The 16,326-nt window shown below is 71.9% G+C and carries 9 protein-coding genes; 5 read left to right on the top strand and 4 right to left on the bottom strand.

All coding sequences use genetic code 11. The annotated features are described in order from the left end of the window. Positions 1-75: 75 nt before the first annotated feature. Both pepN and ACX9GQ_RS12635 read left to right on the top strand, forming a co-directional pair. A complete protein-coding gene (pepN, locus tag ACX9GQ_RS12640; RefSeq protein ID WP_459629908.1) occupies positions 76-2,715 on the top strand; it encodes an aminopeptidase N in 2,640 nt (879 codons plus the stop codon). 541 nt (positions 2,716-3,256) lie between these two features. Then, positions 3,257-5,554 carry a sensor histidine kinase gene (locus tag ACX9GQ_RS12635; RefSeq protein WP_459629907.1) on the top strand — a complete coding sequence of 766 codons (2,298 nt, stop codon included), beginning with the start codon at positions 3,257-3,259 and terminating at the stop codon, positions 5,552-5,554. Between the two features lie 265 nt (positions 5,555-5,819). Here ACX9GQ_RS12635 and ACX9GQ_RS12630 read toward each other — a convergent pair whose 3' ends face one another. Then, on the bottom strand, positions 5,820-8,801 hold the full coding sequence (locus ACX9GQ_RS12630) for a bifunctional [glutamine synthetase] adenylyltransferase/[glutamine synthetase]-adenylyl-L-tyrosine phosphorylase (protein ID WP_459629906.1): 2,982 nt from the start codon (positions 8,799-8,801) through the stop codon (positions 5,820-5,822). Positions 8,802-9,043: 242 nt separating this feature from the next. Here ACX9GQ_RS12630 and ACX9GQ_RS12625 point away from each other — a divergent pair, with 242 nt between their 5' ends. The 3 genes from ACX9GQ_RS12625 to ACX9GQ_RS12615 all read left to right on the top strand — a co-directional run bounded on the left by ACX9GQ_RS12625 (position 9,044) and on the right by ACX9GQ_RS12615 (position 13,088). Further along, positions 9,044-10,585: a Do family serine endopeptidase gene (locus ACX9GQ_RS12625; RefSeq protein WP_459629905.1), complete on the top strand. Its 1,542-nt coding sequence runs from the start codon at positions 9,044-9,046 to the stop codon at positions 10,583-10,585. A 283-nt stretch (positions 10,586-10,868) separates the two neighbouring features. Next, a complete protein-coding gene (locus ACX9GQ_RS12620) occupies positions 10,869-11,552 on the top strand; it encodes a winged helix-turn-helix domain-containing protein (protein ID WP_459630118.1) in 684 nt (227 codons plus the stop codon). A gap of 57 nt (positions 11,553-11,609) precedes the next feature. Beyond that, positions 11,610-13,088, top strand: coding sequence for a sensor histidine kinase (locus ACX9GQ_RS12615; RefSeq protein WP_459629904.1), 1,479 nt, complete (start codon positions 11,610-11,612; stop codon positions 13,086-13,088). 254 nt (positions 13,089-13,342) lie between these two features. On the opposite strand, the gene ACX9GQ_RS12610 is transcribed toward ACX9GQ_RS12615, so the two are convergent. The 3 genes from ACX9GQ_RS12610 to ccmE are packed head-to-tail and all read right to left on the bottom strand — an operon-like array spanning position 13,343 to position 16,324. Further along, positions 13,343-13,828 carry a cytochrome c-type biogenesis protein gene (locus ACX9GQ_RS12610; protein WP_459629903.1) on the bottom strand — a complete coding sequence of 162 codons (486 nt, stop codon included), beginning with the start codon at positions 13,826-13,828 and terminating at the stop codon, positions 13,343-13,345. A gap of 5 nt (positions 13,829-13,833) precedes the next feature. Then, positions 13,834-15,834 (bottom strand): heme lyase CcmF/NrfE family subunit, encoded by a 2,001-nt coding sequence (locus tag ACX9GQ_RS12605; RefSeq protein ID WP_459629902.1) that lies wholly within the window; start codon positions 15,832-15,834, stop codon positions 13,834-13,836. A gap of 13 nt (positions 15,835-15,847) precedes the next feature. Continuing rightward, the gene (gene ccmE / locus ACX9GQ_RS12600) at positions 15,848-16,324 is read right to left on the bottom strand and encodes a cytochrome c maturation protein CcmE (protein ID WP_459629901.1); all 477 of its coding nucleotides are present in this window, start codon (positions 16,322-16,324) and stop codon (positions 15,848-15,850) included. Positions 16,325-16,326: the final 2 nt, after the last annotated feature.

Raw genomic sequence — 16,326 nt, 5'->3', positions numbered from 1 at the left:
CGCGCGGCGCACGGCGTCGCGCGTTCCATCGACGGCACGCTTGGTCTAGGCTCGCGCCCTCGCGAAGGAGCCGCCATGCGTACCGACACCGCCGCCGCCGTGAAGCTCGAGGACTACCGGCCGACCGACTGGCTGATCGACACCGTCGACCTCCTCGTCCAGCTGCACCCGACCGACACCCGCGTCACGGCGAAGCTCTCGATCCGCCCGAATCCGGCTGGGCGCCCGGGCGCGCCGCTGGTGCTTGACGGCGACGAGCTGGCGCTCGCCGGCGTCGCCGTGGACGGGGTTTCCCTGCCGGCCGGGGCCTACCGCGCCGATCCCCAGGGCCTTCGCATCGACGTTCCGCCGCCGCGCCCCTTCGTGCTCGAGCTCGTCACCATCGTGAACCCGTCGGCAAACACCAAGCTGATGGGGCTCTACCGGTCGAGCGGCGTCTACTGCACCCAGTGCGAGGCGGAGGGCTTCCGCCGCATCACCTACTTCCTCGACCGTCCCGACGTGATGTCCGTCTACACGACGCGCATCGAGGCCGACCAGGTCGACTGCCCGGTGCTGCTGGGCAACGGCAACCCGGTGGAGCGCGGTTCGCTCGGCGGCGGGCGGCACTTCGCCACGTGGCACGATCCGCACCCCAAGCCAGCCTACCTCTTCGCCCTCGTGGCGGGAGACCTCGGCCATGTCGCCGGCCGGTTCACCACCCGGTCCGGACGGTCCGTCGAACTCGGCATCTATGTCGAACCGGGCAAGGAGAACCGCGCCGGCTACGCCATGGACGCGCTCGTGCGCTCGATGGAGTGGGACGAGCGCGCGTGGGGCTGCGAGTACGATCTCGACGTCTTCAACATCGTCGCCGTGTCCGACTTCAACATGGGCGCGATGGAGAACAAGGGCCTCAACATCTTCAACGACAAGTACGTGCTGGCAACGCCCGAAACCGCGACGGACGCCGACTACGCCCACATCGAGGCGATCATCGCGCACGAGTACTTCCACAACTGGACGGGCAACCGCATCACCTGCCGCGACTGGTTCCAGCTGTGCCTGAAGGAGGGGCTCACGGTCTACCGCGACCACGAGTTCTCCGCCGACATGCGCTCGCGCCCCGTCAAGCGCATCGCGGAAGTTCGGGCGTTGCGGGCGCAGCAGTTCGCGGAGGATTCCGGGCCTCTCGCCCACCCGGTGCGGCCGGACGCCTACCGCGAGATCAACAACTTCTACACGGCGACCGTCTACGAGAAGGGATCCGAACTCATCCGCATGCTGCGCAGCCTCATCGGCGAAGAGGCGTTCTGGGCGGGCATGGCGCTCTACTTCCGCCGCTGCGACGGTACGGCGGCGACGGTCGAGGACTTCCTCGCCTGCTTCGCCGAGACGAGCGGGCGCGACCTCGGCCCGTTCTCGCTGTGGTACCGGCAGGCCGGCACGCCGACGCTGAAGGTGTCCGGCCGCCACGACGCGTCCGCCGGCACCTACCGCCTCGACTTCGCGCAGGCGACGCCGCCCACGCCGGGGCAGCCGAAGAAGGACCCGGTCGTCATCCCGGTGCTCATGGGCCTCGTCGATGCCGAGGCCGGCGACCTGCCGCTCGAGGTCGAGGGCTGCGGCGCGCTCGCAGGCGGGCTCTTCGTCCTCACCGAGGCCAGGGCCTCCCTCACCTTCACCGGCGTCGCGCGCCGGCCCGTCCCGTCGCTGCTGCGCGGCTTCTCCGCGCCGGTGAAGCTCGACATGCCGCTGTCGCGGGAGGACCTGCTGACGCTCTTCCGGCGGGACAGCGACAGCTTCAACCGCTGGGAAGCGGCGCAGACCTTCGCGACGCAGCTCCTCGTCGACGCCGTCGCGGCGCACCGCGCGGGCCGCACTCCCGTGTTCGACGTCCGCTTCCCGCAGGCGCTCGCCGAGCTCCTGCACGACAGCGACGACCACGCCTTCGTGGCGCAGGTGATGACCCTGCCCTCCGAATCCGACCTCGCCCGCGAGATCGGCGCGGACATCGATCCCGATGCCATCGTGGCGGCCCGCAGGAGCCTGCGCGGCTTCGTCGGCGCGAGCATCGCCGACGACCTCGCCTTGGCATGGCAGCGCCTGGCGGGCACCGGTCCCTATGTCCCGGACGCCGCCGGCTCCGGCCGGCGCGCACTGCGCAATGCGCTCGTCGACCTGCTGACGGCCGGCGACGCGACGCGCGGCACGGCGCTGGCACGCGCCCAGTTCGACGCGGCCGACAACATGACGGAGCGTTTCGGCGCCCTGGTCGCCGCTACGCAGGCGCCCGGACGCGAGCGCGAGGCCATGCTCCTCGCCTTCGAGCGCCAGTTCGCCGACGACCCGCTCGTCATGGACAAGTGGTTCGCGCTGCAGGCGTCGATCCCCGAGGCCGGCACGCTCGATCGGGTGAAGGACCTGCTCGACCACCCGGCCTTCTCGCTGGCCAACCCCAACCGCACGCGGGCCCTGATCGGCAGCTTCGCGATGGCGAACCTGTCGCAGTTCAACCGTGCCGACGGGGCCGGCCACGCCTTCGTCGCCGACGTGGTGCTGCGGCTCGACGGCTCCAACCCCCAGGTCGCGGCGCGTCTGCTCGGCGCCTTCCGCACATGGCGCTCGCTGGAGCCCGTGCGCCGCGCCAGCGCCGAGCGCGAACTGCGCCGCATCGCCGCCGCGCCCGGACTCTCCCCGGACGTCGGCGACATCGTCACGCGCGCGCTGGCTTAGGCGGGGGCCTCCCCTCGTCCGCCCCGCTGGCGCGGGCTTTTTCCCGCGCCCGCATCCCTCCGGAGCACGAGCCGGCCAGGCCCGGCGCGTGCGGGGCACCTTCTCCCCGCAGGCAGGGAGAAGGGGTGCCGGCGTCCCATAGCGTTTCCCCTCGCATGTGCGGTCTTCACCTTGCGATGCGGGAACGGCCCCCTCCTTCCCTTCTCCCCGACACGGGGAGAAGGTGGCGCGCAGCGCCGGATGAGGGGGCTTCCCGCATGTGCCACGAGGGCCGCGTGCAGCGGGCCGTGCGCCTGCAGACGGCGCCTGATCAAGTCCGTCTTTAACGCCTGCGGGGTGTGGAACAGCGCTTCCGCAACCGCTTGATTCAGCAAACCGTTTGACGTTTCTGCCACGCTCGGTTGCAACACGCGGATTGAGCGCCGAAAGGCTTCATTAACATCTTGCCAAATCACCGCCGGCGGATTCAGATCGCACTGATTCGGGTAGATGCGGCACGTCGATCCGAACGGGGCGAGTGGAATCCGAAAGGGGCTTTGGCATGGCGCGAAGCATCGCGGCCATCATGCCTGCGCGCGCGGACACCAACACGGGTCTGGCGCGCTGGCTGGCGCATCCGAGCTACCAGCAGCTCAAGCGGTTCGAGCCGTGGATGCGGATCGTGGTCCCCGCGATGCTCGCGGCCTTCCTCATCACCCTCGCAGCCGTGTCGTGGGTACAGGTGTCCTCGAGCCGCACCGAGGTGGTGTCGGACGCCGCCGGCGACATCGACGTCCTCGCCGCCCTCGTCGCCTCCGACTTCCGCCGGGCCGAGGGCGCCGGCCCGGCCGAGCGCCTCGCCGCGCTGGTGCCCGGCCACGCGCTGCGCAACGGCCGCACCGTGCTCGTGACCGACGAGACGGGAACCGTCGTCGCCAGCCTGCCGAAGGGCGCGGCGGTCGGCGTGCCTCTCGTCGACGTGCTGGGCCCGACGCAGCCGCTCACCACCTTCGCCGAGCGCGCCGGCGTGATGCTGATCACGGTGCCGGGCAACGTTCCCTCGCTCGCCACGGTGCGCACGCTGGAGCACGGCTATGGGCAGCTCGCCGTCGTGCAGCCGATGGTCGGCGTGCTGACGACGTGGCGGACCAAGACCTCCTCCTTCCTGATGCTGGTGGGCGCCGCCGCGGTGGTGCTGGCGGGCATCGGCACCGCCTATTTCTGGCAGGCGTGGCGGGCCGGCCATGCGGATGCCCTGTGTGACCGCGTGCGCCATCGCCTCGACCTCGCGCTGTCGCGCGGCCGCTGCGGCCTGTGGGACTGGGACATCGGCCGCGGCACCATCTACTGGTCCGACTCGATGTACGAGATGCTCGGCTACGAGCGGCAGAGCGAGTTCCTCTCCTTCGGCGACGTGAACCGCCTCGTCCACCCGGAGGACGGCAACCTCTACCAGCTCGCCGACCAGCTTGCCGGCCAGGAGGCGACGTCCGTCGACCACGCCTTCCGCATCCGCGCTGCCGACGGCCAGTGGGTGTGGCTGCGGGCCCGCGCCGAGCTCGTGCGCGACGGCGAGAACCGCGACCCGCACCTCGTCGGCATCACCATCGACATCACCGAGCAGCGCCGCCTCGCGCAGGAGACCGCCCGCGCCGACGCCCGCCTGCGCGATGCCATCGAGGCGATCTCCGAGGCCTTCGTGCTGTGGGACGCCGACAACCGGCTCGTCATGTGCAACTCCAAGTTCATGGCGCTGCACGACCTCGCCGCCGACGACGTGCGGCCCGGCCAGGCCTACGAGGAACTCGCCGAGCGGCTGATCCCGCCGGTGATGCAGAACCGCATCGACGACGACCGCATCGCCGGCGGCGCGCGCAGCTACGAGGCCCTGCTGCCCGACGCGCGCTGGCTCCAGGTCAACGAGCGGCGCACCAAGGACGGCGGCTACGTCTCGGTCGGCACCGACATCACCCAGCTGAAGCGCCACGAGGAGAACCTCCTCGACAGCGAGCGCCGGCTGACCGCGATGATCGCCGACCTGAAGCGCTCGCGGCAGACGCTGGAATTGCAGGCCCAGCAGCTCGCCGACCTTGCCGAGCGCTACCTCGAGCAGAAGGCCGAGGCCGAGAGCGCCAACCGCGCCAAGTCCGAATTCCTCGCCAAGATGAGCCACGAGCTGCGCACGCCGCTCAACGCCATCCTCGGCTTCTCCGAGATCATGGAAGCCGGCATCTTCGGCCCGCTCGGCAGCGACAAGTACGCGACCTACTGCCGCGACATCCGGCGCAGCGGCGAGTACCTGCTCGGCCTCATCGCCGACATCCTCGACATGGCCGAGCTCGAGGCCGGGCGGGTGCGCATGGACCGCCAGACCCTCGTGCTCGACGACGTGGTCGGCGAGGCGATCGCCGAGGTGCGCAGCCTCGCCGCGAGCCGCAGCCTCTCCGTGGTGGCCGACACCCTGCCCGGCACGACCATCCACGCCGACGCGCGCGCCATGGCGAAGATCCTCCACCACCTGCTCGGCAACGCCATCAAGTACACGCCCGAGGGCGGCCGCGTCGCCGTGCGCGCCCGGCGCGTCGGCGAAGCGGTGAACCTCTACGTCGAGGACACGGGTGTCGGCATCCCCAAGGACGCGCTGCCCAAGCTGGCCCGCCCGTTCGAGATCGTGAACCTCGACGCGTCGAAGCCCTCGGAGGGCTCCGGCCTCGGCCTCGCCATCGCCCGCTCGCTCGCCGAGCTGCACGGCGGCGGCCTGCGCATCCGCTCCTGCGAGGGCACGGGCACCATCGTCCTCGTCCACCTCCCCACCCGCGCCCGCACCGGCTTCGAGATCGTCCGCAGCGCGCTGGGGTGACGGAGGCAAGCGCGTCCCCTTATCCGCCTGCTGCCCCTCATCCGCCTCCGCTGTCGCGAAGGCACCTTCTCCCCGCGAGCGGGGCGAAGGAAAGCCGGGCCGCCGCGCCTTGAGTGGCCCCTTCTGCGAGATCGGCGCGGCTCATGGGCAAGCGCCCCTCTGCCCTCGTTGCTTCCGTGATGGCGCCGTGTCCCTTCTCCCCGCACGCGGGGAGAAGGTGGCTCGAAGCGCCGGATGAGGGGCGGTCATGCAGGCCCGCGCCGGCTCAGGCCTTCATCAGCCGCTCGAACGTCGCGCGAACGGCGTGGCGCGTGTCGCGGAGGTCGCGTTCCAGCACCTTGAAGTCGGGCAGGCCGACGACGCTTGCCATGCGGCGGCGCAGGCCCGGGCCCAGCGCCGCGGGGTCGAAGCGGCCGGCGACCGCGAGGCGCTGCCACTGCATGAGGTCGCGCATCAGCGCATAGGCGCGGCGCAGCAAGGCGGCGTCGTTGGGCTCGAGCAACCCGGCCTCGGCCGCAGCCGCGAGGATGTCGCCCGTGTTGCGCGCAGCCACCTCGGGGTGGCGGCCGGCGTGGATCAGCACCAGCGCCTGCGCCACGAACTCGATGTCGACGAGGCCGCCCGCAGCGAGCTTCAGGTCCCAGGGATCAGCCTCGCCCTTCTCCTGCGCGATCAGCCGGCGCATCGCCAACGCGTCGCGGCGGATGGCGGCGGCATCGCGCGGCGCGGCGAGCACATGGGCGATGGCACCCTCCACCTGCGCCATGAAGGCGGGATCGCCCGCCACCGGCCTCGCCCGGACGAGCGCCATGTGCTCCCAGGTCTCGGCCTCGGCCGCCTGGTAGGCGACGAAGCCCTTGAACTGCGTCGCCGCCGGTCCCTTGTTGCCGGAGGGACGCAGGCGCATGTCGACGGCGTAGAGCGTGCCCCGCCGCGTCGGCACCGTGAGGGCGCTGATGAGCCGCTGCGTCAGGCGGCCGTAGTAGGTCACCGCGTGCAGCGGCCGCGGCCCGTCGCTCTCGGCGTTCTCCTCGTCGAAGTCGTAGAGCACGACGAGGTCGAGGTCGGAGGTGGCCGTCATCTCGCCGGAGCCCAGCCGGCCCATGCCGACCACGGCAAGCCGCCCGCCCGGCACCCGCCCGTGCTCGCGGGCGAAACGACCCTCCACCTCCGCCAGGGCGAGCCGGATCACCGCCTCGGCGACGGCGGCGTGCGCGGCGCCGACGCGCTCGAAAGACAGGGCTCCCGAAAGGGCCCGTGCACCGAGCAGGAAAAGCTCGTGCTGGCCCGCCTCGCGCAGGCGGTCGAGCACCTCCTCGAAGAGATCGCACTCGCCGACCGTGACCGCGATGCGCTCCTGTACCGCGGCGACGTCGAGGCCGGCGACGCCGAAGGCCGGGTCGATCAGCGCGTCGAGGAGGTGCGGGCGGTGGGCCACCGTGTCGGCGAGGCGCGGGGCGGAGCCGAGCAGCTCGGCGAAGAGCCCCAGCACCTGCCTGTGCGAGCGCAGGATGGCGAAGAGCTCCACCGCCGCCGGCATGCGCCCCAGGGCGGCGTCGAAGGCGACGAGCGCGCCGTCCGGGTCGGCGCTCTTCCCGAAGGCGGCGAGCAGCTTGGGCACCAGCTCGGTCAGCACCTCGCGGGCGCGCGGGCTCGTCACCGCCTGCCGCCGGCCGAAGTGCCAGCCGCGGACCGTCTCGGCCACGGCCGCCGGGTCGGTGAAGCCCATGCGCCGCAGCGTCTGCAGCGTCTCGGGATCGTCGGTCGTGCCGGTGAAGACGAGGCTCCCCTCGCCCGCCGAGAGGTCTGCCCCCTCCTCGAAGAGCCGGGCGTAGTGCTTCTCCACCCGCAGCGCCCGTTCGGTAAGCGCCTTCGTGAAGCGGCGCAGGTCCGGGAAGCCGCAGAAGCGGGCGAAGCGCTTCAGGCGCGCCTCGTCGTCGGGCAGGCGCTGCGTCTGCTCGTCGGCCACCATCTGCAGCCGGTGCTCGATGGTGCGCAGGAAGCGGTAGGCCTCGGCGAGGTCGGTCTCGGCGTCGCCGGAGATCCAGCCGTCGGCGCGCAGCGCGGCCAGCATGTCGAGCGTGCGTCGGCCGCGCAGCTGCGGGCGCCGGCCGCCGAAGACGAGCTGCTGGGTCTGCACGAAGAACTCGATCTCGCGGATGCCACCGCGCCCGAGCTTGATGTCGTGGCCGGCCACCGCGATCGTCTCGTGCCCCTTCACGGCGTGGATCTGCCGCTTCATGGCGTGGATGTCGGCGATCGCGGCGAAGTCGAAGTACTTGCGCCAGATGAAGGGCGCGAGCTCGGCGATGAAGGACGCGCCGAGCGGCAGGTCGCCCGCCACCGGGCGCGCCTTGATGAGCGCGGCGCGCTCCCAGTTCTGGCCCACCGTCTCGTAGTAGGCGAAGGCGGAGGGCAGCGGGATTGCGGTGGGCGTCGAGGCCGGGTCGGGGCGCAGCCGCAGGTCGGTCCGGAAGACGTAGCCGTCGGCCGTGCGCTCCTGCATCAGCTTCACGAGGCCCTTCACCAGCCGCACGAAGAAGGGCGTCGGCTCGACGCCGTCGGCAAGCGGCGCAGTGTCGGGATCGAAGACCACGACCACGTCGATGTCGGAGGAGTAGTTCAGTTCCACGGCGCCGTGCTTGCCGAGCGCCAGCACCACCATGCCGCAGCCCTGCGAGGGGTGCTCGGGGTCCTTCGGATGGAACCGCCCCTGCCCGGCCGCCTGAGCCAGCAGCCAGTCGACGGAGGCCGCGGCAGCGGCGTCGGCAAAGCCGGCCAGCGCCGCCGTCACGGCGTCGAGGCCCCACGCCCCGCCGATGTCGGCCAGGGCCACCAACAGCGCCATTTCCTGCTTGGCCCGGCGCAGCACGCGCATCAGGTCGTGCTCCCCGGAGGCCGTCCGCCAGGCGTCGCGCGTCGCCGCCAGCAGCGCGGCGATGCGGGAGTCGGGGTCAGCCTCGAGCAGGGCCAGCAGGCGGCCGGCGTCGGCGCGGGCGAGGCCCCACAGGAACGGGGAGTGGTCGGCGAGGCCTGCCAGCAGCGCCGCCACGGGCGCGCTGGCCTCGACCAGGGCCGCGAGCGGCGCCGTTGCCTCGTCCTGCCGGGCTTCGGCCAGGAGGTCTGCAAGCCGCCGCCGGGCGCCCTTGGCCTCGGCGAGGACGGGGGCGGCGGCGATTCGGTCGAGGAGGGCGCCGGTCGGCGGGGCGCCGGGCGCAGTGGCTCCGGGCGGGATGGCAGCAGGCATCGTGCGTCTCGCAGGGCGGGCGGCCGCGGCCCCCGCGTCGGGATTGCGTCCCACCTATCCCACGCGCGGGCGCGCCGGGCCAGCCTGCCGCAGGCGCAATGGACGCCGCCATCCACCTTTCCAAAGTTTCATGCGGGCGCGAGGCGCCGGTAAGCCGGCATCCCCCATCTCTTCATCGCAAGCCGGGGCGATGTCCCCGGCGGCGAATTCAGGGGTCCAGTGAACCCCATGAGGAGACGAGCATGACGAACAGCAGCATGTCCCGCCGCACCCTGCGCAACGGCCTGATGGCCGGCGCCGCCGCGGTGGCCATCGTCGGCGCGGGGCTCACCCACCAGGCGTGGCTTCCCTCCGACAGCGCCTTCGCCCAGGCGCAGACCCAGGCCATGGCCCGGGCCACGGTCAATCCGGGCTTCGCCGACGTCGTCGACCGGGTGAAGCCGGCCGTCGTCGCGGTGAAGGTGAAGGTCGAGAACGCCTCGATGCGCGGCGACGGCGTCGCCGACGACGGCGAGGGCCCGTCCTTCGACGACCTGCCGCCCGGCATCCAGAAGTTCTTCCGCGAGTTCGGCCAGCGCGGCGAGGGCCGCGGCATGGCCCCGCAGCAGCGTCCCCGCGGCAAGCAGTTCGCCCAGTCGCAGGGCTCGGGCTTCTTCATCTCGCAGGATGGCTACATCGTCACCAACAACCACGTCGTCCAGAACGGCGTCGAGGTGCAGGTGACCATGGACGACGGGCGCACGCTCGACGCCAAGGTGATCGGCACCGATCCCAAGACCGATCTCGCCGTGCTCAAGGTGAAGCAGGAGGGCAAGTACCCCTTCGTCCGCTTCGCCCCGGGCCAGCCCCGCGTCGGCGACTGGGTCATCGCGGTCGGCAACCCGTTCGGCCTCGGCGGCTCGGTGACGGCCGGCATCGTCTCGGCGCAGGGCCGCGACATCGGCTCGGGCCCGTATGACGACTACCTGCAGATCGACGCGGCGGTGAACCGCGGCAACTCCGGCGGCCCGACCTTCGACGTCAACGGCGACGTGGTCGGCGTCAACACGGCGATCTACTCGCCGTCGGGCGGCAACGTGGGCATCGCCTTCGCCATCCCGACCGAGGTGGCCCAGTCCGTGGTGGAGCAGCTGAAGAGCGGCGGCACCGTGTCGCGCGGCTTCATCGGCGTGCAGATCCAGCCGGTGTCGCAGGAGATCGCCGACAGCCTCGGGCTGAAGGACACGAAGGGCGCCCTCGTCGCCGAGGCGCAGCCCGACGGTCCGGCCGCCGCGGCGGGCATCAAGGCGGGTGACACCATCATCGCCGTCGACGGCAAGCCCGTCCCCGGCCCGCGCGACCTGTCGCGCGAGATCGGCGCCAAGAAGCCCGGCGCGAACGTCGCCCTCGGCGTCGTGCGCGACGGCAAGGAACAGACGATCCAGCTGAAGCTCGGCAACCTGCCGGGCGACAAGCAGGCGAAGGCCGACATCGGCCATGACGGCGCGGACGGCAAGGGCTTCGGCCTGCAGCTCGCCCCCGCCTCCACGGTCAAGGGCGCCGGCGACAAGGGCGTCGTCGTGACGAACGTCGACCCCGACGGCATCGCGGCCGCCCAGGGCCTGAAGAGCGGCGACGTCATCCTCGAGGTGGCCGGCAAGGCCGTCTCGCAGCCCGGCGAGGTCAAGAAGGCCGTCGACGAGGCGAAGAAGGAGGGCCGCAAGGCCGTCCTGATGCGGGTGAAGAGCGGCGAAGGCTCGCGCTTCGTCGCCCTCGCCTTCCAGGGCCGCGACAACCGCGGCTGAGAAGACCCACGAGCGGCGGCGGGCTGACCCCTGACCCTGCCACCGCCGCCCGTCCGGGTGCGTGACGGACAAGAGCCGCCCAGCAACGGGCCGTCACGCAGCGTCCCGGCGGGGCCTGCGGAACCGCACCGCAGACGCCCCAAGGCGCGGCAGGCCCGCCCCGGCCTGCCGCGCCTCATCACGTCGCCCTTCTGCTGAGTCCCGCGCCAACGGGGCTGCGAAGGGGTGGACGAGGCCAAGCCGACGCTTCACACGAGGCTCCGATCGGGTACGTTCCATGCCCATGAAGCTGCTCATCGTCGAAGACGACCGCGAGGCCGCGGCCTACCTCGTGAAGGCGTTCCGCGAGGCCGGACACGTCGCCGACCACGCCGCCAACGGGCTGGACGGCTACGCCATGGCCAGCGAAGGCGGCTACGACGTGCTGATCGTCGACCGCATGCTGCCCAAGCTCGACGGCCTGTCGCTGATCCACGGCCTGCGCGAGCAGAAGATCGACACGCCCGTGCTGATCCTTTCCGCCCTCGGCCAGGTCGACGACCGGGTGAAGGGCCTGCGCGCCGGCGGCGACGACTACCTCGCCAAGCCCTACGCCTTCTCCGAGCTGCTCGCCCGGGTCGAGGTGCTGGCACGCCGGCGTGGCTCCGGCCCGACCGAGGAGACCGTCTATCGCGTCGGCGACCTCGAGCTCGACCGGCTCGCCCGCCGCGTCACCCGCGCCGGCAAGGCCATCGACCTGCAGCCGCGCGAGTTCCGCCTGCTCGAGTACCTGATGAAGCACGCCGGCCAGGTGGTGACCCGGACCATGCTGCTGGAGAACGTGTGGGACTACCACTTCGACCCGCAGACCAACGTCATCGACGTGCACCTGTCCCGACTGCGCGGGAAGATCGACAAGGGCTTCGACCGTCCCCTGATCCACACGGTGCGCGGCGCAGGGTACATGGTCCGTGACGGTGCCCGGTGAAGCATCCGGTCGCGCCCGGTCGACCGGTCGCGCGCGCCTGACGGCGAGGACCGTGCGATGACCGCGCTGGGCAAGCTCTTCCGCACGACGGCGTTCAAGCTGTCGCTGGCCTATCTGCTCATCTTCACGCTCTTCGCGGCGTTCCTCATCGGCTACATCGCGTTCAATACCCGCCGGCTGATCGCCGAGCAGGTGGCGAGCACGGTGGAGGCGGAGGTGCGGGGCCTCGCCGACCTCGCCCGCAATGGCGGGCTGCCGCGCATGGTGAACGTCATCGACCGCCGCTCCCGCCAGCCGGGCTCCGCGATCTACCTGCTCGTCGGCCCCGCCGGCACGCGGATCACGGGCAACATCGAGCGCGTTCCGCCGGAGGTGATGGACCAGCCCGGCCAGCGGATCATCACCTACTTCCACCCCGACGACGACCGGAACCCGCACGAGGCCTTCGTCGCCGTGTTCGAGCTGCCGGGCGGCGGGCGCCTGCTCGTGGGGCGCGACCTCGCCGAGGCCGACCGGCTGCGCGCCGTCATGCGCCGCGCCTTCGGCTGGTCGCTGCTGCTCGTCGCCGTGCTCGCCGTGGTCGGCGGCTGGTTCGTCACGCGCCGGGTGCTGGGGCGCATCGACGACATGACAGGCACCACCCGCAACATCATGAAGGGCGACATGTCCGGTCGCCTCGCCATCGCGGGAACCAACGACGAGCTCGACCGTCTCGCCGTCAGCCTCAACCTGATGCTGGATCGCGTCGAGGAGCTGATGAAGGGCCTCAAGGAGGTCTCAGACAACATCGCGCACGACCTGAAGACGCCGCTCACCCGGCTGCGCAACCGCGCCGAGGAGGCGCTTCGCACCGGTACCGACCAAAGCGAGTACAGGCTGGCGCTGGAGACGATCATCGAGGAGGCCGACAACCTCATCCGCGTCTTCAACGCCCTGCTGATGATCGCCCGCGCCGAGGCGGGCAACGCTCGCGAGGGCATGGCCGCCTTCGACGTCGGCGAGGTCGCGCGCGACGTCGCCGAACTCTACGAGCCCGTCGCCGAGGAAGCCGGCGTGCCGCTGACCGTCACCGTGCCGGACGACCTTGCCGAGACGCTGCGGATCGACGGCCTGCGGGTGGTCGGCTCGCGCGAGCTCGTCGGGCAGGCCGTGGCCAACCTCGTCGACAACGCCATCAAGTACGCCCCCTCCGAGGCGCCCGTGCCGGCCGGCGGGTCCGACGCGGGCGAGGCGGCGGCGGGCAAGCTCGGACAGAGCGGACCGCACGCCAGCGTCGCGGTCTCGGTGGCGCGGGCCGGCGACGGCGTCGAGATCACCGTCGCCGACCGCGGTCCCGGCATCCCTGCCGAGGAGCGGGCCCGCGTGCTCGACCGCTTCGTGCGGCTGGAGGGATCCCGCTCGCGCCCCGGCTTCGGCCTCGGCCTGTCGCTCGCCGCCGCCGTCGCCCGGCTCCACAACGGCACCCTGCGCCTGGAGGACAACGCCCCCGGCCTGCGCGCCGTCCTGACGCTGCCGGCGGAGCGCGTGGCGGCGTGAGTGGCGGAGAAGGACCGCCCTCCCCTCTTCCTGAGCTTCGCGCCACATTCTCCCCGCCATGCAGAGGAGAGGGGATCATCGGCGGCCTCGCGCGATCGTGACTGTCGCGTTTATCTGGTGTTCGCCGTCCTCGCCGGCGATCCGCGCAGCCGACCGGGAAGGGGATTCAGCCCTTCCCCCGCCATCGCCTCGGCCCCCATCCCGACCGGCTCCGCCGGTCGCCGGGGATGACGCCCCCGGAGAGCCAGCCCTTCTCACCCCTTGCCGAGCATCCGCTCCACCTCGGCCCGCTCCTCCTCCGTGAGGGGAGCGGCCTCGGTGACGACGGCGGAGGGGCGGCGGGCGCGGGCGATGAGGGCGGCGGCGCCGGCGGCAAGCACGGCGAAGGGGGCCAGCCACAGCAGCGCCGTGTGCCAGCCGAAGGGCGGCTTCAGCAGCACGAACTCGCCGTAGCGGGCGACGAGGAAGTCGCGGATCTCCGCGTCGCTCGCCCCCTCCTTCAGCTTCTCGCGGACGATGAGCCGCAGGTCGCGCGCCAGAGGCGCGTCGCTGTCGTCGATGGACTGGTTCTGGCAGACGAGGCAGCGAAGCTCCGTCGACAGGGCGCGGGCGCGGCCCTCGAGCTTCGGATCGGCGAGGACCTCGCCCGGCTGCACCGCCCGCGCCGCCGGGGCAACCGCGGCCACGAGCAGCGCCGCGGCAAGCGCGGCGCGCAGGGCCCGGGCGAACCTCCCGTGCACCGCGGTCACTCCGCCGGCACCGGCGCGGGAGCGCCGCGGGCGCGCACCGGGGCGCCGACGCGGGCGCGGCGGTCGAGCAGCGACAGGCCGCCGCCGAGCGCCATCACGACCGAGCCCAGCCAGATCAGCAGCACCAGCGGCTTCCAGTAGAGGCGCACGCCGACCCGGCCGTCCGGCTCGATGTCGGCGACGCTCGCGTAGACCTGCCCGAGGCCGACGGTCATCAGCCCGGCCTCGCTCGTCGGCATGGTGCGCACCGCGAAGACGCGCTTGCCCGGCTCGATGGTGCCGATCTGCCGGTCGCCGGACAGGATGCGCAGGCGCGCCACCGTCTCGCGGTAGTCCGGTCCCTGGCGCGGAAAGACGCCGTCCAGCACCACGGTGTAGGCGGCGAGCTCGACCTTCTCGCCCGGCTTTATCGTGACGATTCGTTCCACGCCCCAGGCCGTGGCGGCGATGCCGATGCAGGTGAGGCCCAGCCCGGCGTGGGCGACGGCGGTGCCCCAGGCCGACTTGGGCAGGCCGGCGGCGCGGGCGAGCACCCCGCCGACGCCGAGGCCGGAGCGCCACGAGCGGGTGATGATCTCGTTCAGCGAGCCGAGGATCAGCCACGCCCCCAGTCCGACGCCGAGCGGCGCCGCCCACGGGCCTCCCCACGTCAGGGCGTACACGAGCACGGTGATGACGACGGCGGCGAGGCCGGCGAAGACGAGGCGCTGGGCCACGGCCAGCAGGTCGCCGCGCTTCCAAGCCAGCGTCTGGCCGAAGGGCACGGCCAGCAGCAGCGGCACGGCGAGCGGCAGGAAGGTGGCGTTGAAGAAGGGCGGGCCCACCGAGATCTTGCTCGGCTGGCCGGGGTTCCACCACCCGGTCACCGCCTCCAGCGCCAGCGGGTAGAGCGTACCCACGAACACGGTCGCGCAGATCGCCGAGAGGAACAGGTTGTTCAGCACGAGCCCGCCCTCGCGGGAGATCGGCGCGAACAGCCCGCCCTGGCGCAGCAGCGGCGCGCGCCACGCGAACAGCGACAGCGAGCCGCCGATGAACAGGATCAGGATGCCGAGGATGAAGATGCCGCGCGTCGGGTCGACGGCGAAGGCGTGCACCGAAGTCAGGACGCCCGAGCGCACCAGGAAGGTGCCCATCAGCGACAGCGAGAAGGTGAGAATGGACAGCAGGATCGTCCACACCTTCAGGGCGTCGCGCTTCTCCATCACGACGGTGGAGTGCAGGAGCGCCGTGCCGGCGAGCCAGGGCATCAGCGAGGCGTTCTCGACGGGGTCCCAGAACCACCAGCCGCCCCAGCCGAGCTCGTAGTAGGCCCAGTAGGAGCCCATGGAGATTCCGAGCGTCAGGAAGATCCACGCCGTCAGCGTCCACGGCCGCACGAAGCGGGCCCAGACCGCGTCGATCTTTCCCTCGACCAGCGCGCCGACGGCGAAGGAGAACGCCACCGAGAAGCCGACATAGCCGAGGTAGAGCAGCGGCGGGTGGATCGCGAGGCCGGGGTCCTGCAGCAGCGGGTTGAGCCCCTCGCCCTCGAACGGCGCCGGCGAGACGCGGGAGAAGGGGTTCGACGTGACGAGGATGAACAGGAAGAACGCCGCCGCGATCGAGCCCTGCACGGCGAGCACGCCGGAGAGCAGGCGCTGGGGCATGTGCCGGCCCCGCCATGCGATCAGCGCGGCGAACAGCGCGAGGATGAGCACCCACAGGAGCATCGAGCCCTCGTGGTTCGCCCACACGCCGGAGATCCGGTAGACGAAGGGCTTCGTCGAATGGGAGTTCTGCAGGACGTTCAGGACCGAGAAGTCCGACGTCACGTAGCTCCAGGTCAGCGCGCCGTAGGAGATCGCGGCGAAGCCGGCCATGGCGAAGGCGGCCGGGCGGGCCGTGCCCATCAGCACCGCATCGCGCGCCACCACGCCCCACAGCGGAATCACCGTGAGGATGAGCGAAAGCGCGAAGGCGAGGACGAGGGCGTAGTGGCCGGTTTCGACGATCATGGCGTGTCCCCGGTCACGGCTTGCTGCCCGCCGCCGCGGCGGGGGCCGCGGCATTCGGGTTGTGCTGCCAGACACCCTGTTTCTTCAGTGTGTCGGCCACTTCCTTCGGCATGTAGTTCTCGTCGTGCTTGGCAAGCACGCTGTCGGCCTTGAACTGCGTCGGCGAGACGAGGACGCCCTCGGCGACCACGCCCTGCCCTTCGCGGAACAGGTCCGGCAGGATGCCGCGGTAGCGCACTTCCACCGTCTTGTTGGTGTCGGTGACGGCGAAGACGACGTTCTGGTCCGCCCCGCGCTGCACACTGCCCTGCTGCACGAGCCCGCCGATACGAAGCCGCGTGCCGGGCTGCACGTTCTTCACGGCGATCTCGGAGGGGCCGTAGAAGAAGACGATCGAGTCCTGGAAGGCGAAGAGCACGAGGCCGGCGGCGACGCCGAGCACGGCGGCGGCGGATCCGATGAGGGCGAGGCGGCGCTGCTTGCGGGTCATGG

This window comes from Alsobacter sp. R-9, from assembly GCF_054612375.1.
This window is presented reverse-complemented; position numbering and strand designations above follow the sequence as displayed.